The 21,052-nt window shown below is 38.3% G+C and carries 9 protein-coding genes, 2 tRNA genes and 3 rRNA genes; 10 read left to right on the forward strand and 4 right to left on the reverse strand.

What is annotated here, in order from left to right:
• The first annotated feature begins 11 nt into the window (after positions 1-11).
• The 6 genes from CEY12_RS19605 (at position 12) to rrf (ending at position 6,714) form a co-directional block, all read left to right on the forward strand.
• A complete protein-coding gene (locus tag CEY12_RS19605) occupies positions 12-929 on the forward strand; it encodes a metallophosphoesterase family protein (protein ID WP_089029272.1) in 918 nt (305 codons plus the stop codon).
• A gap of 596 nt (positions 930-1,525) precedes the next feature.
• Positions 1,526-3,042: ribosomal RNA gene (locus tag CEY12_RS19610) — 16S ribosomal RNA — on the forward strand.
• A 211-nt stretch (positions 3,043-3,253) separates the two neighbouring features.
• A tRNA-Ile gene (locus CEY12_RS19615) sits at positions 3,254-3,327 on the forward strand.
• 93 nt (positions 3,328-3,420) lie between these two features.
• Positions 3,421-3,494: transfer RNA gene (locus CEY12_RS19620), tRNA-Ala, on the forward strand.
• A 206-nt stretch (positions 3,495-3,700) separates the two neighbouring features.
• Positions 3,701-6,459, forward strand: a 23S ribosomal RNA gene (locus CEY12_RS19625).
• Between the two features lie 147 nt (positions 6,460-6,606).
• Positions 6,607-6,714 (forward strand): 5S ribosomal RNA (gene rrf / locus CEY12_RS19630).
• The 16S, 23S and 5S rRNA genes sit together here with 2 tRNA genes alongside, the layout of an rRNA operon.
• 355 nt (positions 6,715-7,069) lie before the next feature.
• On the opposite strand, the gene CEY12_RS19635 is transcribed toward rrf, so the two are convergent.
• Positions 7,070-7,864, reverse strand: coding sequence for an MBL fold metallo-hydrolase (locus CEY12_RS19635; RefSeq protein ID WP_157676861.1), 795 nt, complete (start codon positions 7,862-7,864; stop codon positions 7,070-7,072).
• Between the two features lie 175 nt (positions 7,865-8,039).
• On the reverse strand, positions 8,040-10,178 hold the full coding sequence (locus CEY12_RS19640) for a S46 family peptidase (RefSeq protein WP_089029274.1): 2,139 nt from the start codon (positions 10,176-10,178) through the stop codon (positions 8,040-8,042).
• A 163-nt stretch (positions 10,179-10,341) separates the two neighbouring features.
• On the opposite strand from CEY12_RS19640, the gene CEY12_RS19645 reads away from it, so the two are divergent.
• Positions 10,342-10,824 (forward strand): copper resistance protein NlpE, encoded by a 483-nt coding sequence (locus CEY12_RS19645; protein WP_089029275.1) that lies wholly within the window; start codon positions 10,342-10,344, stop codon positions 10,822-10,824.
• Between the two features lie 14 nt (positions 10,825-10,838).
• Here CEY12_RS19645 and CEY12_RS19650 read toward each other — a convergent pair whose 3' ends face one another.
• Together CEY12_RS19650 and ligA are read right to left on the reverse strand one after the other, a co-directional pair.
• Positions 10,839-11,486, reverse strand: coding sequence for an MgtC/SapB family protein (locus CEY12_RS19650; RefSeq protein ID WP_089029276.1), 648 nt, complete (start codon positions 11,484-11,486; stop codon positions 10,839-10,841).
• A 107-nt stretch (positions 11,487-11,593) separates the two neighbouring features.
• Entirely contained in the window at positions 11,594-13,600 is a 2,007-nt protein-coding gene (gene ligA, locus CEY12_RS19655) for an NAD-dependent DNA ligase LigA (RefSeq protein ID WP_089029277.1), read from the reverse strand.
• 241 nt (positions 13,601-13,841) lie between these two features.
• Here ligA and CEY12_RS19660 point away from each other — a divergent pair, with 241 nt between their 5' ends.
• From CEY12_RS19660 to CEY12_RS19670, 3 genes are all read left to right on the forward strand, one after another.
• Positions 13,842-16,919: a TonB-dependent receptor gene (locus CEY12_RS19660; RefSeq protein ID WP_089029278.1), complete on the forward strand. Its 3,078-nt coding sequence runs from the start codon at positions 13,842-13,844 to the stop codon at positions 16,917-16,919.
• Positions 16,920-16,983: 64 nt separating this feature from the next.
• Positions 16,984-17,730: a glycerophosphodiester phosphodiesterase family protein gene (locus CEY12_RS19665; protein WP_089029279.1), complete on the forward strand. Its 747-nt coding sequence runs from the start codon at positions 16,984-16,986 to the stop codon at positions 17,728-17,730.
• 346 nt (positions 17,731-18,076) lie between these two features.
• Positions 18,077-21,049, forward strand: a complete 2,973-nt coding sequence (locus CEY12_RS19670; protein WP_089029280.1) for a SusC/RagA family TonB-linked outer membrane protein — start codon at positions 18,077-18,079, stop codon at positions 21,047-21,049.
• The last annotated feature ends 3 nt before the right edge of the window (positions 21,050-21,052 follow it).

Raw genomic sequence — 21,052 nt, forward strand, 5'->3', positions numbered from 1 at the left:
AAGAACCAAGTATGAACAGAAGAAAGTTTTTGACAAAAACCCCAATTGCAGCTTCTGCATTAATGTTAAGCGGAGCGGCTACCCATCTTTTGGCTGCACCTCAGAAAAATAACAATACAGATCGTAGAAAGAAGCTTTTGCTTACAGTAGGACATATTACTGATGTTCATTTGCCTGCAGATCCTAAAGTAATGGAGCGGTTTTTAAAATGCCTTAAAGAAATAAAGACTAAAAAAGTAGATTTCTTTCTTAATACAGGAGACTCTATTATGACAGTAGATCGGGACAATTCTACACGACAGGAAGTCCATGATCAATGGAATGCATGGGATACCTGTATTAAAGAAATTGCGGATTACGATATGTACAGCTGTGTTGGAAATCATGATATTTGGTGGGCAGGAGATAAATCTGATGAAATGTATGGAGTACCTTATGCCGCCAAAAGACTTAAAATGCCTAAACGTTATTATAGTGCTAAAAAGGGGAAATGGCATTTCATGATGTTGGATGGCAATAATTCCGGGATTACTTTGGATCCTGAGCAAATGGATTGGCTAGCGCATGAACTCGAACGTATTCCTCAGGGAGAATATGCATTGATCATGTCCCATTATCCTATACTTACTGTTACAGGAAGCTGGGAGGGAGGACAGCATAAAGACCATGGAGCCCTGAAAGATCTTTTTTATAAGCATAAGGATAAAGTAAAAGGATGTCTTAGCGGACATCAGCATCTGTTGGATAGAGCCTGGTATAATGATGTGTACTATTTCTGTAACGGTGCAATGTCTGGGTTCTGGTGGGGAGAAGGAGACAAACGCTCTGCAAAGCCCTTCTATTATCAGGAGACACCTCCGGGATATGCTATATTGAAATTCTATGATGATGGTTCATTTGAGAATGAATATATAGTCCATCATTATTAATATATATAATGTAGTAAAATAAAAACTGACGTAATAAGTCAGTTTTTTTGTTTTTGAAAGGTAATAAATACATAAGGGGGTCTGGCATTTATTAGTTTTAGGATTTTGGTTAAAATTTTTAAGCTTGCGTTTCAGTTAGTTAAGGGTGAATATGAATTAAAAGTAAATTTTATGTTAAATAGATTTGGAAGTGTAGGGTAATAAGCTCTACTTTTGCACCACTGAAAACGAGAGATAGTAGGTAGCGCAGAAGAACAGTAATAAAGAGAAACTTTTAAAAAAAAATAAATGAGAATTTATTTTGAAAAGTGAGAAAAGTTTGTATCTTTGCAATCCCAATTAAGGGAGCGCAGGAGTAGAGAAGATTGAATGAATGATTTAAGATTTAGGGTTAACAATAAACTTTAAAATTTCTTAAAAAACATTTGGTCATATTAAAAACATTTATTACTTTTGCACTCGCAAATCGGTAGCTAAAACGACAGAAAAATTAGCTACAGTATAAAGCGGAAGAAAAGAGATCATTGAAAAATAGATATAACAACCAAGTAAGGAAAAACTAAAGCGTCAAAACTTTGAGTGAGTCAGACAAACATACAATGGAGAGTTTGATCCTGGCTCAGGATGAACGCTAGCGGGAGGCCTAACACATGCAAGCCGAGCGGTAGGGTTTCTTCGGAAACCTGAGAGCGGCGCACGGGTGCGGAACACGTGTGCAACCTACCTTTATCAGGGGGATAGCCTTTCGAAAGGAAGATTAATACCCCATAATATATTGAATGGCATCATTTGATATTGAAAACTCCGGTGGATAGAGATGGGCACGCGCAAGATTAGATAGTTGGTGAGGTAACGGCTCACCAAGTCAATGATCTTTAGGGGGCCTGAGAGGGTGATCCCCCACACTGGTACTGAGACACGGACCAGACTCCTACGGGAGGCAGCAGTGAGGAATATTGGACAATGGGTGAGAGCCTGATCCAGCCATCCCGCGTGAAGGATGACGGCCCTATGGGTTGTAAACTTCTTTTGTATAGGGATAAACCTTTCCACGTGTGGAAAGCTGAAGGTACTATACGAATAAGCACCGGCTAACTCCGTGCCAGCAGCCGCGGTAATACGGAGGGTGCAAGCGTTATCCGGATTTATTGGGTTTAAAGGGTCCGTAGGCGGACTCGTAAGTCAGTGGTGAAATCTCATAGCTTAACTATGAAACTGCCATTGATACTGCGGGTCTTGAGTAAAGTAGAAGTGGCTGGAATAAGTAGTGTAGCGGTGAAATGCATAGATATTACTTAGAACACCAATTGCGAAGGCAGGTCACTATGTTTTAACTGACGCTGATGGACGAAAGCGTGGGGAGCGAACAGGATTAGATACCCTGGTAGTCCACGCCGTAAACGATGCTAACTCGTTTTTGGGTTTTCGGATTCAGAGACTAAGCGAAAGTGATAAGTTAGCCACCTGGGGAGTACGTTCGCAAGAATGAAACTCAAAGGAATTGACGGGGGCCCGCACAAGCGGTGGATTATGTGGTTTAATTCGATGATACGCGAGGAACCTTACCAAGGCTTAAATGGGAAATGACAGGTTTAGAAATAGACTTTTCTTCGGACATTTTTCAAGGTGCTGCATGGTTGTCGTCAGCTCGTGCCGTGAGGTGTTAGGTTAAGTCCTGCAACGAGCGCAACCCCTGTCACTAGTTGCCATCATTCAGTTGGGGACTCTAGTGAGACTGCCTACGCAAGTAGAGAGGAAGGTGGGGATGACGTCAAATCATCACGGCCCTTACGCCTTGGGCCACACACGTAATACAATGGCCAGTACAGAGGGCTGCTACCAGGCGACTGGATGCTAATCTCGAAAGCTGGTCTCAGTTCGGATTGGAGTCTGCAACTCGACTCTATGAAGCTGGAATCGCTAGTAATCGCGCATCAGCCATGGCGCGGTGAATACGTTCCCGGGCCTTGTACACACCGCCCGTCAAGCCATGGAAGTCTGGGGTACCTGAAGTCGGTGACCGTAACAGGAGCTGCCTAGGGTAAAACAGGTAACTAGGGCTAAGTCGTAACAAGGTAGCCGTACCGGAAGGTGCGGCTGGAACATCTCATTTTAGAGCGTCTTTAGACGATAAAAAAAACAAAGGTACTTAAATGTACCATGCACTTACTTAAAGAGAAGCTTTAGTTTTTTATTTGGTTGATATATTAAAAAAAATACACACCCACTAGAAATTAGTATAGGGAAGAGATACAAGAGCCCAGAGCCAGGAATCAAGACGAAAGTCTTGTGTCTAGGATCTAGGATCTGTTAGTCTAAAAGACAGTCTCGTAGCTCAGCTGGTTAGAGCGCTACACTGATAATGTAGAGGTCGGCAGTTCGAGCCTGCCCGAGACTACTAATTGAAAAGACGGGAGATAAAAAGACAAGAGATGTGAGACAAATGATAGTCTCAGTTCTCAAATCTCTTCATCTTCAAGTCTAACTAGAGGGGGAATTAGCTCAGCTGGCTAGAGCGCCTGCCTTGCACGCAGGAGGTCAAGGGTTCGACTCCCTTATTCTCCACTATAGATGGTTTAAACTTAAAAAAGCAAATAGAGCCAAATACAATATTTGCGGATTATATCATCAATAGAATAAAGATCATTGACATTAACGGTAAAAATATCACAAAGAGATAACCGAGCACTTTCGAGTGCCGAGTTTATAAAAATAGAGTTCAACAATTAATTGTTGGATAAAAAAAATACTGAACTAATATAATTATTAGGAAAGAAATCGTTAAGGGCGTATGGCGGATGCCTAGGCTTTCAGAGGCGACGAAGGACGTGGTAAGCTGCGAAAAGCTCGGGGGATTGGCACACACGAATTGATCCCGAGATGTCCGAATGGGGCAACCCGGCTGGTTGAAGACCAGTCACCTCTTAGGAGGAGCAAACCCGGAGAACTGAAACATCTAAGTACCCGGAGGAAAAGAAATCGAAGAGATTCCGTAAGTAGTGGCGAGCGAAAGCGGATTAGCCCAAAAGCTTTTATATGTTTAATAGAATGTTCTGGAAAGAACAGCCATAGAGGGTGATAGCCCCGTATATGAAAGGCATATTTAAGTGATAAATGAGTAGGGCGGGACACGTGAAATCCTGTCTGAATATGGGGGGACCATCCTCCAAGGCTAAATACTCCTGAAAGACCGATAGTGAACAAGTACTGTGAAGGAAAGGTGAAAAGCACTTCGAATAGAAGGGTGAAATAGAACCTGAAACCGTACGCCTACAAGCGGTCGGAGCCCACAAGTTGGGTGACGGCGTGCCTTTTGCATAATGAGCCTACGAGTTAATTTTACTAGCGAGGTTAAGGACTTCAGGTCCGGAGCCGGAGCGAAAGCGAGTCTGAATAGGGCGTATAGTTAGTAGGATTAGACGCGAAACCTTGTGATCTACCCATGGGCAGGTTGAAGCTCTGGTAACACAGAGTGGAGGACCGAACCGGTTGACGTTGAAAAGTCTTCGGATGACCTGTGGGTAGGGGTGAAAGGCCAATCAAACTGGGAGATAGCTCGTACTCCCCGAAATGCATTTAGGTGCAGCGTCGTATATAAGTTTATTAGAGGTAGAGCTACTGATTGGATGCGGGGGTTTCACCACCTACCAATTCCTGACAAACTCCGAATGCTAATAAATGTTCTACGGCAGTGAGGGCATGGGTGCTAAGGTCCATGTCCGAGAGGGAAAGAACCCAGACCAACAGCTAAGGTCCCCAAATATATGTTAAGTTGAAGCAACGCGGTTGGACTGCATTGACAGCTAGGATGTTGGCTTGGAAGCAGCCATTCATTTAAAGAGTGCGTAACAGCTCACTAGTCGAGCGGTCCGGCATGGATAATAATCGGGCATAAACATATTACCGAAGCTATGGATTTACAACCGTTGGGTTGTATCTGGTAGGGGAGCATTCTATTTGCGCCGAAGCAGTATCGTGAGGTATTGTGGAGCGGATAGAAAAGAAAATGTAGGCATAAGTAACGATAAAGGGGGCGAGAAACCCCCTCACCGAAAGACTAAGGTTTCCTCAGCCATGCTAATCAGCTGAGGGTTAGTCGGGACCTAACGCGAACCCGAAAGGGGTAGTGGATGGACAATGGGTTAATATTCCCATACTTGCTCACACTAAAAAGGGGACGGAGTGCCGTACTTACTGGAGACTGACGGAATAGTCAAGGCCTAGCCTTCGGGCGAAGCTGCTGTAGGGAAAGTGCTTCCAAGAAAAGCCGAAGTGAAGCAACCCGTACCAAAACCGACACAGGTAGTCGAGGAGAGAATCCTAAGGTGCTAGAGTGAATCATGGTTAAGGAACTAGGCAAAATAGTCTCGTAACTTCGGGAGAAGAGACGCCATCAGCAATGGTGGCCGCAGTAAAGAGGCCCAGGCGACTGTTTATCAAAAACACAGGACTCTGCAAAATCGAAAGATGCAGTATAGGGTCTGACACCTGCCCGGTGCTGGAAGGTTAAGGAAGGGCGTTAGCGTAAGCGAAGCGTTTGACTGAAGCCCCAGTAAACGGCGGCCGTAACTATAACGGTCCTAAGGTAGCGAAATTCCTTGTCGGGTAAGTTCCGACCTGCACGAATGGTGTAACGATCTGGGCACTGTCTCAACCATGAGCTCTGTGAAATTGTAGTCTCGGTGAAGATGCCGAGTACCCGCAATGGGACGAAAAGACCCTGTGAACCTTTACTATAACTTCGTATTGACTTTGAGTAAGTAATGTGTAGGATAGGTGGGAGACTTTGAAGCAGGCACGCTAGTGTTTGTGGAGTCAACGTTGAAATACCACCCTTTACTTACTTGGAGCCTAACTTCTTTTAGAAGGACATTGCGTGGTGGGTAGTTTGACTGGGGTGGTCGCCTCCAAAAGAGTAACGGAGGCTTTCAAAGGTACCCTCAGCACGCTTGGTAACCGTGCGTAGAGTGTAATGGCATAAGGGTGCTTGACTGTGAGACCTACAAGTCGATCAGGTGCGAAAGCAGGACATAGTGATCCGGTGGTTCCGTATGGAAGGGCCATCGCTCATAGGATAAAAGGTACTCCGGGGATAACAGGCTAGTCTCCCCCAAGAGCTCACATCGACGGGGAGGTTCGGCACCTCGATGTCGGCTCGTCACATCCTGGGGCTGGAGAAGGTCCCAAGGGTTGGGCTGTTCGCCCATTAAAGTGGCACGCGAGCTGGGTTCAGAACGTCGTGAGACAGTTCGGTCTCTATCTATTGCGGGCGTTAGATGTTTGAGAGGGCTTGATTCTAGTACGAGAGGACCGAATTGAACAAACCTCTGGTGTATCAGTTGTACCGCCAGGTGCACTGCTGAGTAGCTACGTTTGGAAGAGATAAGCACTGAAAGCATATAAGTGCGAAACTCGCCTCAAGATGAGACATCTTTTAAGGGTCGTGGGAGATGACCACGTTGATAGGCTATAGGTGTAAAGGCAGTAATGTCATAGCCGAGTAGTACTAATTACCCGTAGATTTATAGCCTAATAAGGCGCACGAAAGTGCAGCAAGGTTACCTCTTTGTGATTGTTTTTATCGATTAAAACAGACAAGAGATGTAAAGATAAGAGAAAAGAGACTAAAAGTCTCGTGTCTCGACTCTTAAAATCTCAAAGTCTTATATACCTTCTTTAGGGTGGTTTTAGCGGTGGGGCTCACCTGTTCCCATTCCGAACACAGAAGTTAAGCCCACCAGCGCCGATGGTACTGCGAAAGCGGGAGAGTAGGTCGCCGCCAGTTTTTATTTAAAAGTCTCATACATTTATTTGTATGAGACTTTTTTTTGGTACATACATTATCATTATCCATACATACCCAATCAATAATCAATAATTGATCATAGGAGTTATGAGTTATGAGGGCGAGGCAATCTGTCATTATTGATCAATGATTCCTTCTAATATATTCCTTACTACTACTACTACTACTACTACTACTACTACTACTACTACTGATTGCCTTATCACTAGAGGTGGGCTTTAGCCCGCCTTCAATAAAAAATGCAAAAGCTTATTGGCTTTAGCCAAAACTTACCTATAACCATACAAACTCTCAACTCTCCATTTTCAACTTTCAACTTTTCAATTTTAGTCGATTACTGATAAGCAGCAAATGAGCTCCTCACAATCTCTTTCGCATTATTATTCACATTTTGATATGGATAAAAACCATAAATCGTATCATACTGGATTTCTTCAAAGCGCTTTTCAATTCTTCTAATTTCATGTAATGGGAGAGGAATCCGGTTGGGATAGCTTCTCATGGTTGCAAAATGTTTCATTGAAGGTGATAAATACATGGTATCTCCAATTAAAAGAGTTCCGTTTTCACTCATCCATGGTATTTCTATAATTGAGCTTCCCTCAAAATGTCCGCCGATATTGTGAAGTTTTAATTGATCCCATAGTTCAAGTTGATTACCGGGCCAATATTCTATAAAATCGCCACCATTGGCTACCCATTGTCTGTCATTTTCATGAATGTAAATTGTACAGTTAAAAGTTTCAGCCCACATTTTCATGTTGGAATAGTAATGTGGGTGCGAAAAAGCTATAGCTTTTAAACCTCCTTTAGTATTAATAAATTCCACTAGTCCTTCATCTAATAAAGGGATGCAATCCCATAATATATTTCCACTTTCGGAAAGTATAAGTAAAGCGCGTTGACCGATAGAAAATCCTGGATTAACTAATAATTCATAAAGGTGTTCATTGATCTTTTTTATTTTCACACTGTGCTTTTCCAAGAGCTTTTCGTGGGTTGTCCATGTCTGTCCGCTTTGAGGCATAGCTTGCCTTTCGTCTTTGCAAATTATACACAGGTCATTATTATAATCATTTGGATATTGTGTACCACATTCAGTACAGATTTTAAGATGATTGCCATTCATAAATTGTTTTTACTAAAGTTACATAGAGGTTTGACCTTGGAAAATATTTTTCTATAGATTTTACCTATGCCTAATACTATCTCTTAGTTCCCGACAATTTTATTTGAAACAAATCATAAAAAAACCTATTTAAAATAAATTAAATAGGTCTTGTCAGTTATTGTCGAGATAACAATTATTTTATAATCTTCATTTCATCGATGAGCCATTTAGCATCTGCAAATTTATCAATGATGAATAAGATGTATTTGGTATCAACCATTATATTTCGGCTGAAACGTGGATCGTAATTAATATCACTCATTGTTCCTTCCCACTGTCTGTCGAAATTCAATCCAACCAGATTTCCATAGGCATCAAGAGCGGGACTTCCTGAGTTTCCTCCTGTTGTATGGTTGGTGGCGGTGAATCCTACTGGAACGTCACCTGCTTTATCTCTGTAATTTCCAAAATCTTTTTTGTTATAAAGATCAATAAGTTTTTTAGGAACATCAAACTCATAATCTCCAGGTACATATTTTTCTATGACTCCCGCTAAATGGGTCTGATATCCATAAGAAACAGCATCCCTTGGACTTGAACCTTTAACTCTACCGTAGGTTACACGAAGTGTTGAATTAGCATCAGGGAAAAATTTTCTATCCTTATCTGTCGTTATCTGCTGCGCCATGAATTTTTTCTGCAATGCATCAATTTTTGTCTGAATGGATGTAAATTGTGGATCAGCAGTTTTCATATAGGTATCTCTTATGGAAAGATATAATTGATATACCGGATCTTTCTTAAGTACTTTGATCAACTTATCCTGGTTAGAAAAAGCTTTATCAATATCAGTGCTCAGATTTGCTCCATTTACAGCAGCTCTTCCCGTAATAACGGAGTTTTTAGATATTTCTTCTATACTCTGGATATTTTGGTTTTCATTTTTAAACTTATCAAATCCTGAAGGCAAAAACTGGGCACTTGTTTTATTTGCATATAAAGCGAGGAGTTTCGCTGTTACTTTTGCATCTAGCTCAGGGCTGTAGTCTTTGTAAAAAGAACTAAGTTTATCCTTTAGAGATGCCAAAGCTTTTTCATCCATTCTTCCAGCTTCTACAGAACTGATATAGTTATAATAATCGCTGGCAAGCTTTAAGGTCTCTGCGTTTCTGATTACCTCAGAATAATAGGCATTGTTTAAGGCGTATGGAGCTTGATCTGTATACAGCTTATTAAGTTGATCAAGGGTTGTTTTGATTTCAGAATTTTTAGAAACCAAAGATCCCTCATACATTACTTTCTTATCAACTGCGCCGGACTTTTTAAGGCCTTCTACTTCCCCAATCCACTTTTTCCAGTAATTGGCTACGGAAGCATATTTGGAAGCATATTTAATACGTGTTGCATTGTCTACACGCATTTTTTCGTCTAGGGTTTTTAAAGCGATATCACGAACAGCAATTTTTGCCGGATCAATTTCGGTCATGATTTTCTCAACTGCAACTGCGGGAAGATATTCTGTTGTTTTTCCTGGGAAGCCAAATACGAAAGTAAAATCATTTTCATTTTTATCCTTAATGGAAACGGGAAGGAAATGTTTTGGAACATAAGGTACATTATCCTTTGAATATTCTGCAGGCTTGTTATTTTTATCAGCGTAAATTCTAAACATTGAGAAATCACCCGTATGTCTCGGCCATACCCAGTTATCAGTATCACTACCAAATTTACCGATGCTTTGTGGCGGAGCGCCAACTAGACGGATATCTTTATATGTTTCTATTGTATAGGCATAATATTTATTACCATAATACATGGATTTTACAGCAATCGACTGATAATTTTCAATTTTTTGAGAGTTTTTATAGATCTCAATATTATTATTGATTTTTTTAGTAAGATCAGGTTCTGTAAGATTGTCGGTTCCCTCTAAAATCTGGTCGGTTACTTCTTTGATATCTACAATGAAATCTACTGTTACTCCCGGGTTAGGAAGTTCTGTGCTCATATTGGTTGCCCAGAAACCATTGGAAAGAAGGTCATTTTGTACCGTAGAGTGAGCCTGAATCTGCCCATAACCGCAGTGATGATTGGTTAATAATAATCCTTTTGGGGAAATAATTTCAGCCGTACAGCCGCCATTGAATTGAACAACAGCATCTTTAATACTGGCTTTTTGAGGATTGAAGATGTCTTTTGCAGAGATTTTCATTCCCAAGTCTTTCATTTCCTTTTCATTCAGCTCCGTGGGAATCCACATTCCTCCATATTGCTGGGCAAAAGCCATCGCAGCAGGCAAAAGAAATGCAGATAAAAGTATCTTTTTTATCATAATCAAAAATTTTGTCCAATTTACGAAGAAAATTGAGATTATAGGCTAGTAAATGCACGGAAAACGGGTGTGGAATTAAATTAAAGAGCATTTAATACTTCGTATTGAAAAATATAATTGAGATGTTTACGTTATTGTAAAACCAATATCAATACAACATTTTATGAAGAACAAAGCAATTTTATCAGGAGGAGTGTTGGCTATATTTTTACTTTCATGTTCGCCAAATGAAAAGAAAAGGGAGCTATTTTCCAAGCCGGAAACAGATTCAGTAACTGTTCAAAAGCCAATGGACTCTGTGACAGTTGACTCTGTAGCAGATGGGCATAATTCCCAAATTTCTTTAGATTGGAGCGGAACTTATGAAGCCGTACTTCCTTGTGCAGATTGTCCGGGAATAAAAACCTCTCTTACATTAAATAAAGACAACACATTTATGATTACAGAGGAATATATTGACAGAAAATCAATAAATGAAGATAAAGGTACGTTTCAATGGGATAAAGCCGGAAGTATTATTACTTTAAAAGGGAAATTGGCTAATTACAAATATAAGGTCGGCGAAAACCACCTTAACCAGCTTGATCTGGAAGGTAAGGAAATTACGGGACCCAATAAGGATTTCTATATTTTCAAGAAAAAATAGAGAGTTTTTTTGTTCTAAAACTGATAGGACATTATTTTAGGATCATTCATCATTTGTCTGATCAATAGCTCGTGATGTTTTGTATTTCCTGTTAGTCTCCAGGTTGTAATCAAACTTCCCTGTGAATACTGTTGGCGCATAATGAGAAACTTCAGATGATTATTTCTGAATAACTCTTCACAATGGCTGATATGATCTGAAGCTGAAATGGATATTTTATATTCCCTGATCTTGTGATTATTATCAATAAAATTCTGAAGATAGCTAAGCGAGCTCAAGATCAAAAGGACTAAGGCCGTGCCTAATAAAGAAAAGTAAACATATCCTGAACCTACAGCCATTCCAATAGAAGCCGTTGCCCAAATTGTGGTCGCTGTTGTAATTCCATCTATTTTATTGTCTCCCTTAAAGATGACCCCAGCTCCCAGAAAACCAATTCCGGTAATAATATTGGCAGCTAAACGATCCGGATTTTGAACTCCTATTTTGATTGATAAAATAGTAAAGAGACACGATCCGAAACAAACCAGAATGAATGTACGAAGCCCAGCTGACTTATTTCTGTATTCACGCTCAGCACCTATAAAAAGCCCAAGTATCACTGAAATGAATATCAGTAAGAGTTCGTTTTGAATAGAATAATGATCTTGCAAAAAATCCATTGGTGTACAATTAAAACCTTAAATAAAAATACGATAAATTCTTAAGTGATGGTGAAAGCTCATAAAAAAAGACTGCCTTCAGTTGACAGTCTTTTTTTAACATTAATTTATTGTTTTTCTATCAAATCCAGAAATTGCTGTTCATCAAGAATCTCAATCGTCCCTATATCCTGAGCTTTCTTTAGCTTACTTCCAGCTTTTTCACCCACCACAAGGAAATTGAGGTTTTTGGAAACGGCTGAAATATTCTTCCCCCCATGTTTTTCTACCATATCTTCTGCCGATTCTCTTGTGAATAAAGATAGTTTACCTGTAAACAAAAATGTTTTTCCCTCAAGAACATTAGATAAAACCTCATTGGTACTTTCTCCTTTTTCAAGTTGAACACCATACGATTTCAGACGTTCCAGCATTAACAGATTTTCAGGGTTATTGAAAAATGCCTCAATACTGTAAGCTATTTTTGATCCGATATCTTCTACCTGGCAAAGCTCTTCTGCGGTAGCAGCTTTTAAATCATCAATGGTGGCAAAATTTTTAACCAACTTCTTGGCAACCGTTTCCCCAACATGTTTGATCCCGATACCGTACAAAACTTTCTCGAACGGAATCTCTTTTGACTTTTCAATTCCTGAAATAATGTTCTGGGCAGATTTTTCAGCCATTCTTTCTAGAGGAAGCAGTTGTTCTTTTGTTAAAGCATAGAAATCAGCTGGATTTTCAATCAGTTTTTCTCTATACAATTGCTCAATAGTTTCACTTCCTAAATTTTCTATATTTAAAGCCTTTCTGGAAACATAATGGATCATTCTCCCAACTACCTGAGGAGGGCAGTGAAGCTCATTCGGGCAGAAATGGATCGCCTGGTCTTCAACTTTTACAAGTTCTGTCCCGCATTCTGGACAATGTTTAATATATTCAATTTCTTTACTTTCCTTATTTCTTTTATCAGTGTTGATTCCAACAATTTTAGGAATAATTTCACCTCCTTTTTCTACATAGACAAAGTCATGTTCGTGAAGATCTAATTTTTTAATGATATCCTCATTATGGAGAGATGCTCTTTTAACAATCGTTCCAGCTAATAAAACGGGTTTCAGATTGGCAACCGGGGTAATGGCTCCTGTTCTTCCCACCTGATAAGAAACACTTTGTAATTCTGTTTCTACTTTTTCGGCTTTAAATTTATAAGCCATCGCCCAACGAGGCGATTTTGCTGTATATCCAAGCTGTCTTTGCTGTTGCAGAGAATTAACTTTTAATACAATACCATCAATTTCAAAAGGGAGGTTGTGCCGTTCTGTGTCCCAGAAAGTGATAAAATCCTTTACTTCATCTAATGTTGTGCAAAGCTTTGCCTGTTGAGAAGTTTTAAAACCCCATGTCTGAGCTTTTTGAAGTAATTCCCAATGGCTTTCTGCAGGGACTTCTTCAGAAATATATTGATATAAAACAGAAGATAGTCCTCGTTTTCTGACTTCACCACTATCCTGCATTTTCAAACTTCCACTTGCTGTATTTCTTGGATTCATAAACGGATCCAATCCCTCTTCTTCACGAAGTTTATTGATTTTATCAAAGTTTTTTCTTGTCAGGTAAATTTCACCACGCATAAAAAAACGATAGGGGAAATCTCCTTTTAAAGTTAAAGGAATATCTGAAATGGTCCGTACATTCGCAGTGATTTCATCTCCCTGAAAGCCATCTCCTCTGGTAACCCCCTGTACTAATTTTCCATTTTCATAAAGAATAGAAATGGAAGCACCATCGTATTTCAATTCAGCGACAAATTCGACCGGATCGTTAATTGTTTTGATAATTCGTTTTTCCCAATCTTCCAGGTCATCAAAATCATAAGAATTGTCCAAAGAATACATTCTGAACTGATGCTGAATAGTAGGGAAAACTTTAGTTATTCCACCACCCACGCGCATACTTGGAGAGTTTACATCATAAAATTCCGGGTGCTTTGCTTCAAGATCCTGAAGCTCCTTTAATAACAGATCAAATTCCAAATCTGAAATAGTGGGTTCATCCAGTAAATAATAATTTTCATTATGTTGATGAAGATCCTTACGAAGCTGCTCTATCTTTTGTTGAATGTTTTCAGACATTGCTATTATTTCTTTTAAGCAAAAATAGCTAAAACTAATTTCATTTAAAAAATAAGATAATTAAATAGTGTAGAAAGATTAAAAGTATGTAACATTATTTAATTATTTGGTTTTCAAATTTTTATATATTTTGTTAGTAATTATTTAACAGAACGTTCTAATTTAATTAAAGAAATGTTAAAATTCTCTTAAATAGAAGCTTCATAAGACCTAATACCTTTGCCCCAGCTAATTTGAAAAGATGAGAAAAGTAAAGATTGTATTAGGATTGTTGTTTTTGAGCTTTGGAACAATGGCATATGCTCAAACCACACAAGCTTCTATTGTTGGTAAAATTACAAATACGGGGAATAATGCACAGGGAAAAGTTAAAGTAACTATTGTTAATGAGTCAACAGGTTTCAAAACAGAAACAGAAACCAATTCAAAAGGTGAGTATATCTTTAAAGAAATTCCTTTAGGTGGACCTTACACCGTTATCGTGAATGACGAAAAAAGAGAAGGCTACAATGTGAACTTTGGTGATCAGGTTACTGTCAATATGGATTTGGGTAGCGAAAAAACGATAGAAACCGTAGTCGTTACAGGAAATTTAAAAAACAAAATCGGAAATCTGGGAGCAGCTACTGCTATCTCAGCTAAAAATATAGGAATCTTACCCGTAAATGGAAGGAATTTTGCCAGTCTTACAGAGCTATCTCCTTTAAGCGGAAAAGGCGGAAATCTTTCCGGGCAGTTAGGTTCTTCTACCAACTTTACTATTGATGGGATGACTGCGAAGAATCCAACTTCTGCAGGATCTACCACAAGCCGGAGTGGTGCTCCCTATTCTATTTCAATTGAAGCTGTACGCGAATTTAAAATTACAACAAACCAATATGATGTAACGCTGGGTAGAAGTGGTGGTGGAACAGTAAGTGCTGTAACAAAATCAGGAACAAATACCTTTACAGGAAGTGCCTGGGAGTACCTTAGAACAGGATGGTTATCCAGTAAATATGACATTAGAGGGAATGAAAGAGTCAACGACTTTTCAACTTCGCAGTTCGGAGTGTCATTAGGAGGTCCAATTATTAAAAATAAATTGCACTTTTTTGCTGCCTGGGATCACCAATTAGATTCCAGACCTTTGATTATAGCTGATGTAAGAACTAATGATGATGCTTTAAGATTCAATGTTACTAATGAAACGCTTAATCAGGTTTTGAACATCGGTAGAGCTAAATATGGTGTTGGAAATACACCACAGTTTGGTAGTTTTGATAAAGTAAGAAATTCTGATGCAGGTTTTTTACGTTTAGACTGGCAGATTAACCCTAAAAACTTATTGACATTAAGGAATAATTTCACGTATGATTTTAACAAAAATGGGTTGGCAGATAATACTGCAATCAATTTTTTTGAATCCTATGGAAATGATAAGAACTTAGATAACAGTTTATTGTTAACCTTAAGATCAAATCTAAAACCTAACCTCACCAATGAATTAAAAGCACAATATTTATATACTTACCAGAATAGTTTTCAAAATAGTGAATTAGGACATGCTGTTCCAAGAGCTATTGTAGAGCGTGTTCCGTCCACAATTGATGGAAAAGACCTTACCACTAATATTCAGATAGGAGGACATCGTTTTGGGCAGGAAAGTTTTAGAAACAATGTTTTTCAGATCGTTGATAATTTATACTATAATACAGATAAAATCAAATACACTGCTGGTATAGATTTAATGTATACAAAATCAAAGTCTATTTATGGTAGTGAGGTGAACGGAAGGTTTCAATTCTTAGGAGTTGATAATTTTAATAACCTTACACCTTACAGGTTTTACAGAGAAGTTCCCTTAATGGATGATCCTTCAGTAAAATCAAATATCTGGAATATTGGGGTATATGGACAAATTCAAACTAAAATTGCCAAAGGACTTGACTTAATGGCTGGTTTAAGGCTAGATTATGGTGGATACCCGAAAGCCGAGCTTAATCAAAAGCTATATGATCAAATGGGAATCAGAACCGATAATCGTATTAAATCATTCGTTATTCAGCCTAGATTTCAATTTGACTGGAATATCAATGAAGAAAGTAAAGACTTCCTGAAATTTGGTGCGGGAATCTTCTCTTCTGATATCAATAATTATATGGTGATCAACAACCTTGTATTTGACGGAAGACATTTAGCAACGGTAGATGTGACCGGTAATAATGTTCCTATCCCGAACTTCAATAATTATAGAAATGATTATGGAACTGTTCCTAGTTTATCACAATATCAGATTCCTACCATTAATTACACAGGTAAAGATGCTAAAATTCCAATCGTTTATAAAGCGAATATCTCTTATACTCACTTCTTTAACGAACGATTCAGGGCAGGGGTGGCTGGTTATGCTGCTTTAGGAAGAAATAATTATTTCTATTACGACAGAAACATGGTAGCTAATCCTTATTTTACATTGAGTAATGAAGGTGGAAGAGGTGTTTTTGTTCCTTTGAGTACAGTAAATGCTAATGGAACTGTTGACTGGAAAGCAGGCAGAATTAATAATAATTTCGGAAGGGTTCTTGAGCTTGTAAGTGATGGAAAAGTAAATCAATTCTCGTTTGTACTTGATACCAGCTACCGTTATTTTAAAGATGGAGAAATTACAGCAAGTTATACCTGGTCAGATATCAAAGACAATACTTCTTACAACGGGAATGTAGCCAACTCAGCGACATTATCTACAATGGTAGAGAGTGATCCGAGAAATCTGAGAATGACTTATTCAGATAACCAGTTCCGTAATAAAGTGGTATTGTACGGAAACTCTCCGACATTCTATGGATTTACAGTGGGTATAAGATATTCAGGAATAGGAGGGACACGATTCTCATTAACTTCCGGAGGAAATACAAATGGAGATTTTGTAGATACGAATGATCTTGCTTATATCTTCCCAAATCTTACCCAGACTTTAATTGATAACCCTGAAGTAGGAAAAGCATTAAAAAACTATATCACTGATTACAATAATAAGATTGCTGAGCGTAATGGAGGTAAAAATGGCTTCTATGGAGTTTGGGATATCCGTATTGCTAAAAAAATCAAGTTTGAAAAAATAGGTGGATTTGAGCTTTCTGTTGATATCTTTAACGTGGCCAATTTACTTAACAAAGAATGGGGGGTGAATAAATCTTACGGAAATACAGCATTGTATAGAATTACGGGATTTGATGCTGCCACACAACAATATCAATATAAATTGAATACAAGTGGTTTAGAGCCTTTATCAGGGAATCCTTACCAAATTCAATTAGGAGCAAAATATACTTTCTAAAATTTTAATACTACCTTTATGTCAAAGTCCTGGACTTTGACATTTTTAATTATCTGATTATATTATGAAAAATTTTATCTTAGGGTTAGCAGTTTTAAGTACAGTTGTAATGAAGGCACAGACTCAGATTATCGCACACAGAGGCTATTGGCAAACACAACCTCCCACCACAGAAAATTCACTGAAATCATTGGAAAACGCTCAGAAGCTAAAAATCTACGGAGCTGAATTCGATGTAAGAATGACTAAAGACGGTATTTTGGTTGTTAATCATGATGAGCATCATGACAAAATGGAAATCTCTGAAACGGATTTCAAAGAATTGGAAAAGGCAAAATTATCAAATGGTGAAAATTTTCCAACCTTAAAGGATTATCTGAAACAAGGAAAGAAAGATAAGTCTCTTCAATTAATCGTAGAGATCAAACCTGCAAAAACAAAAGAACTGGAAGATGAATTGGTTCAAAAGACACTGAAAGAAATTAAAGGAATGAAACTGGAGTCTCAAAGTGAATTTATTTCTTTTAGTTTAAACATTTGCAAAGAGATTAAAAAAGCAGAGCCAAAATTCAAAGTTCAGTATCTTAATGGAGAACTATCCCCTGAGCAAATTAAAAATGAGGGATTAGACGGGCTGGATTATCATTATAGTGTTTTCGAGAAAAATCCGACATGGATCTCTGAAGCTAAAGCACTAGGATTAATTACCAATTCCTGGACAGTGAATGATGTTACTGTATATGAAAAATTGAAAGGACAAGGAATTGGGTTTATCACCACTAATATTCCTGATCAGCTAAAAAATAAATAGCATCAAAGATTAAAAGCCGGTCAATTAAAAAGAATCAGCTTGCCTCGTAGAGGCAAGCTGATTCTTTTTAATCAATAAGGAGATTTAATTGTTAAATCACTGAAAATGAAATGTTTGATTAATTTACAATGCTAATTAATCAAAAAAAGACAATAAAGATAGATAATTAAGCTATGCTAATCATATTAAAAAGACTTAATTGAGTTAAGATATTGTTAACCAGAATGATATCGAATATTGTTGATGATACGTTCATATTGTGTTTAATATTTTTTTAATATATGTTAAAATAATATTAAAATCATCTTGAGCAGGTCCTTTTACTTTTGCACAAACAAAAAAGGATATGCGTAAAGAGACACAGAAACTACTGGTTTTATCACTGTTGGGATTAATAAGCGTTAACCTGGCGGCTCAACAAAAGACGAAGAAGGATACCATTAAAAACATTGATGAAGTTGTTGTAACTGCTTTAGGTATTAAAAGACAGGATAAATCCCTTGGATATGTGGCTGAGACCATTAAATCGGAGGAAATCTTAAGAACCCAGAACAATAACTGGTCGCAGGCTCTGGAAGGAAAAGTTGCCGGCCTAAAAATACAGACCGCCGGAGCAGGTCCCTTAGGAAGCTCATTGATCAAATTGAGAGGAGATATCTCTATGAATATGGACCAGAATAATGCACTTATCGTTGTAGATGGAGTTCCTCTCAGCAATTCAACAACAGGTACAGGGTTCTCTGCTTACGGTGCAGGAGCCAAAGCTGATTTACCAATCGATTATGGAAACGGAATCAACAGTATCAATCCGGATGATATTGAAACCATAACCATTCTGAAAGGTTCTACAGCTGCAGCCCTCTATGGCTCCAGAGGGGCGGGTGGAGCAGTAATGATCACTACAAAATCCGGGAAAACAAAAAAAGGTAAGGTCCAGGTTACTTTAAATTCTTACTCAAGCTATGATACTGTTTTGAAATGGCCTGATTATCAGTACGAATATGGACAGGGAACCATGCAGAAAGATACCAAAGGGAATTATTTCTATTCATATGGAGCTTCCCCGGACGGAGTAAGTACGGGAGGAACAAGTAGTGCTTTTGGTCCCAGATTCGCTGGCCAGTCTTATTTCCAATATGATCCGTTACTGGAAGGCCAAAGCGCAGAAAGACAACTATGGAGACCCTACAAAGACAATATAAAAGGCTTTTGGCAAACAGGGACTACATTTTCAAACAATATAGCAGTAGAAACATCTAATGAAAATACATCATTCAGATCATCATTAACCTATCTTAAAAATGAATGGATGATGCCCAATACGGGGTTTGACAGATTTAATGCAGCACTTTCTTTTGATCATAAAATTAATGAAAAACTAAAAGTAGGTGTTAAATTTAATTACAATAAAACAAAGAGTGATAACTTGCCTGCAACAGGTTATAGCAATCAGTCAATTTCCTACTTCATGATCTTTCAGAACCCGAATGTAGATTTGGCATGGTACCAGCCCATCTGGAAAAAAGATAAGTACCAGGTTGATCAGATTCATCCGTTTAGTTCCTACATTGATAATCCTTATATGATCGCTTATGAAATGCTGAATGGAGTGGATAAAAATTTCATTACCGGAAACATTAACCTTAATTATAAAATTGTGAAAAATTTTGAGGTTATGTTCAGATCTGGGATGGAACTTACCAATGAAGAACGGACCCAACAAAGACCATGGAGTTCTGCTAATTACCTTCAGGGAATGTACAGAGAGCAGCATATCAGGCAAATGGATCTTAATAACGATTTATTATTTACTTATAAAAACACATTTAAAGATTTTGACTTCAGTGCATCCGTTGGAGGAAATATCCGTTATTCAGAATATACCATGTATGATTATCTGGCAGACGGACTTCTTAAGCCAGGAGTTTATACCCTTCCTAATGGGATCTCAAATATTACAAAGTTTGCAACCCCAAGTGATAAGCAGGTAAACAGTGCTTATGGTTTGGTAACTTTAGGATATCAGAACAAAATTTTCCTTGATCTTACTGCAAGAAATGACTGGAGCAGTACACTTCCAAAAAATAACCGCTCTTATTTTTATCCATCTGCAGGGCTTTCCTTTATTCTTTCAGATATTTTCAAACTAAGTTCAAACCAGTTTAACTATTGGAAATTAAGAGCCTCCTGGTCAAAAGTAGGAAATGATACAAGCCCTTATAAACTGATCAAGTATTATAACAACAGTGTCTTTTCAGGGTCAGTGGAAGCACCCTCCTTATTTCCGAACCCTGACCTGAAGCCTGAAATGCTGACGAATATTGAGGCCGGGATGGATTTCAGCATTATTAAAAACAGGATAAGTTATTCCATTACTGCTTATCAGAACAACTCAAAAGATCAGATTGTAGATATTCCTGCTTTGTATGAAACAGGGTATAGCAAAAGAACAATCAATGCCGGAGAGGTAAGAAACAGAGGAGTTGAAATGACTTTAAACACCTTTCCTGTTAAGAATAAAAACTTCTCCTGGAGCATCAATGCTAACTGGTCGATGAACAGAAATAAGATTTTGTCCCTTCCTGATGAATTTCAGGGACAGCCTTATACTTTAGCAAGCGTAGGAGGAGTAGTATATTATAATGCTGTTGTTGGAGGCTCCCTAGGAGATATGTATGGATATGGGTTAATGTATTCACCCGACGGACAGGTCGTTTTTGGGACCGATGGTTTAACGGCAAAACCTACTGAAATGAAAAAAATAGGGAATGCTTACCCAAAATGGAGAGCTGGCCTACAAAATGAATTCAGATATAAAAACTTTGCAATAAGCTTCTCATTTGACGGACAGTACAAAGGAATGGCTTACTCGCAGTCTCATCATAAAATGACTGAACAGGGTAAATTAGGACATACTTTAATCGGAAGGGATAATCCAAATGGTCTTATCGTAGGAGAGGGTGTAGTACAAAATCCTGATGGATCTTATTCTCCAAACACAAAAGGGGTCGCGGTTTCAGCATATTATGCTGATTATTATAGAAGAGCCAATGTGGAAACCAATTCATTTGATACTTCTTTCATCAAATTAAGAGATGCCAGAATATCTTATTCTTTTCCTAAAAGTGTAACAGAGCAATTGAAATTGACAGATTTATCTATAGCATTATTTGGAAGGAATCTTTGGATGTGGACCAAGTTTCCATTATTCGATCCTGAAGCTGCGACATTAAATGACAGTCAAATAACGCCCGGAGTTGAAATGGGGCAGCTCCCCACAGCAAGAACAGTGGGAATCCAACTTAACGTTAAATTTTAAAAT

Origin of the sequence: Chryseobacterium sp. T16E-39 (genome assembly GCF_002216065.1) — a bacterium.
Classification (GTDB): Bacteria; Bacteroidota; Bacteroidia; order Flavobacteriales; family Weeksellaceae; genus Chryseobacterium.

Coding starts and splice junctions, on each gene's coding strand:
- CEY12_RS19660 (WP_089029278.1), top strand. CDS start 13,842: ATGAGAAAAGTAAAGATTGTATTAGGATTGTTGTTTTTGAGCTTTGGA.
- CEY12_RS19640 (WP_089029274.1), bottom strand. CDS start 10,178: ATGATAAAAAAGATACTTTTATCTGCATTTCTTTTGCCTGCTGCGATG.
- CEY12_RS19670 (WP_089029280.1), top strand. CDS start 18,077: ATGCGTAAAGAGACACAGAAACTACTGGTTTTATCACTGTTGGGATTA.
- ligA (WP_089029277.1), bottom strand. CDS start 13,600: ATGTCTGAAAACATTCAACAAAAGATAGAGCAGCTTCGTAAGGATCTT.
- CEY12_RS19645 (WP_089029275.1), top strand. CDS start 10,342: ATGAAGAACAAAGCAATTTTATCAGGAGGAGTGTTGGCTATATTTTTA.
- CEY12_RS19665 (WP_089029279.1), top strand. CDS start 16,984: ATGAAAAATTTTATCTTAGGGTTAGCAGTTTTAAGTACAGTTGTAATG.
- CEY12_RS19605 (WP_089029272.1), top strand. CDS start 12: ATGAACAGAAGAAAGTTTTTGACAAAAACCCCAATTGCAGCTTCTGCA.
- CEY12_RS19635 (WP_157676861.1), bottom strand. CDS start 7,864: ATGAATGGCAATCATCTTAAAATCTGTACTGAATGTGGTACACAATAT.
- CEY12_RS19650 (WP_089029276.1), bottom strand. CDS start 11,486: ATGGATTTTTTGCAAGATCATTATTCTATTCAAAACGAACTCTTACTG.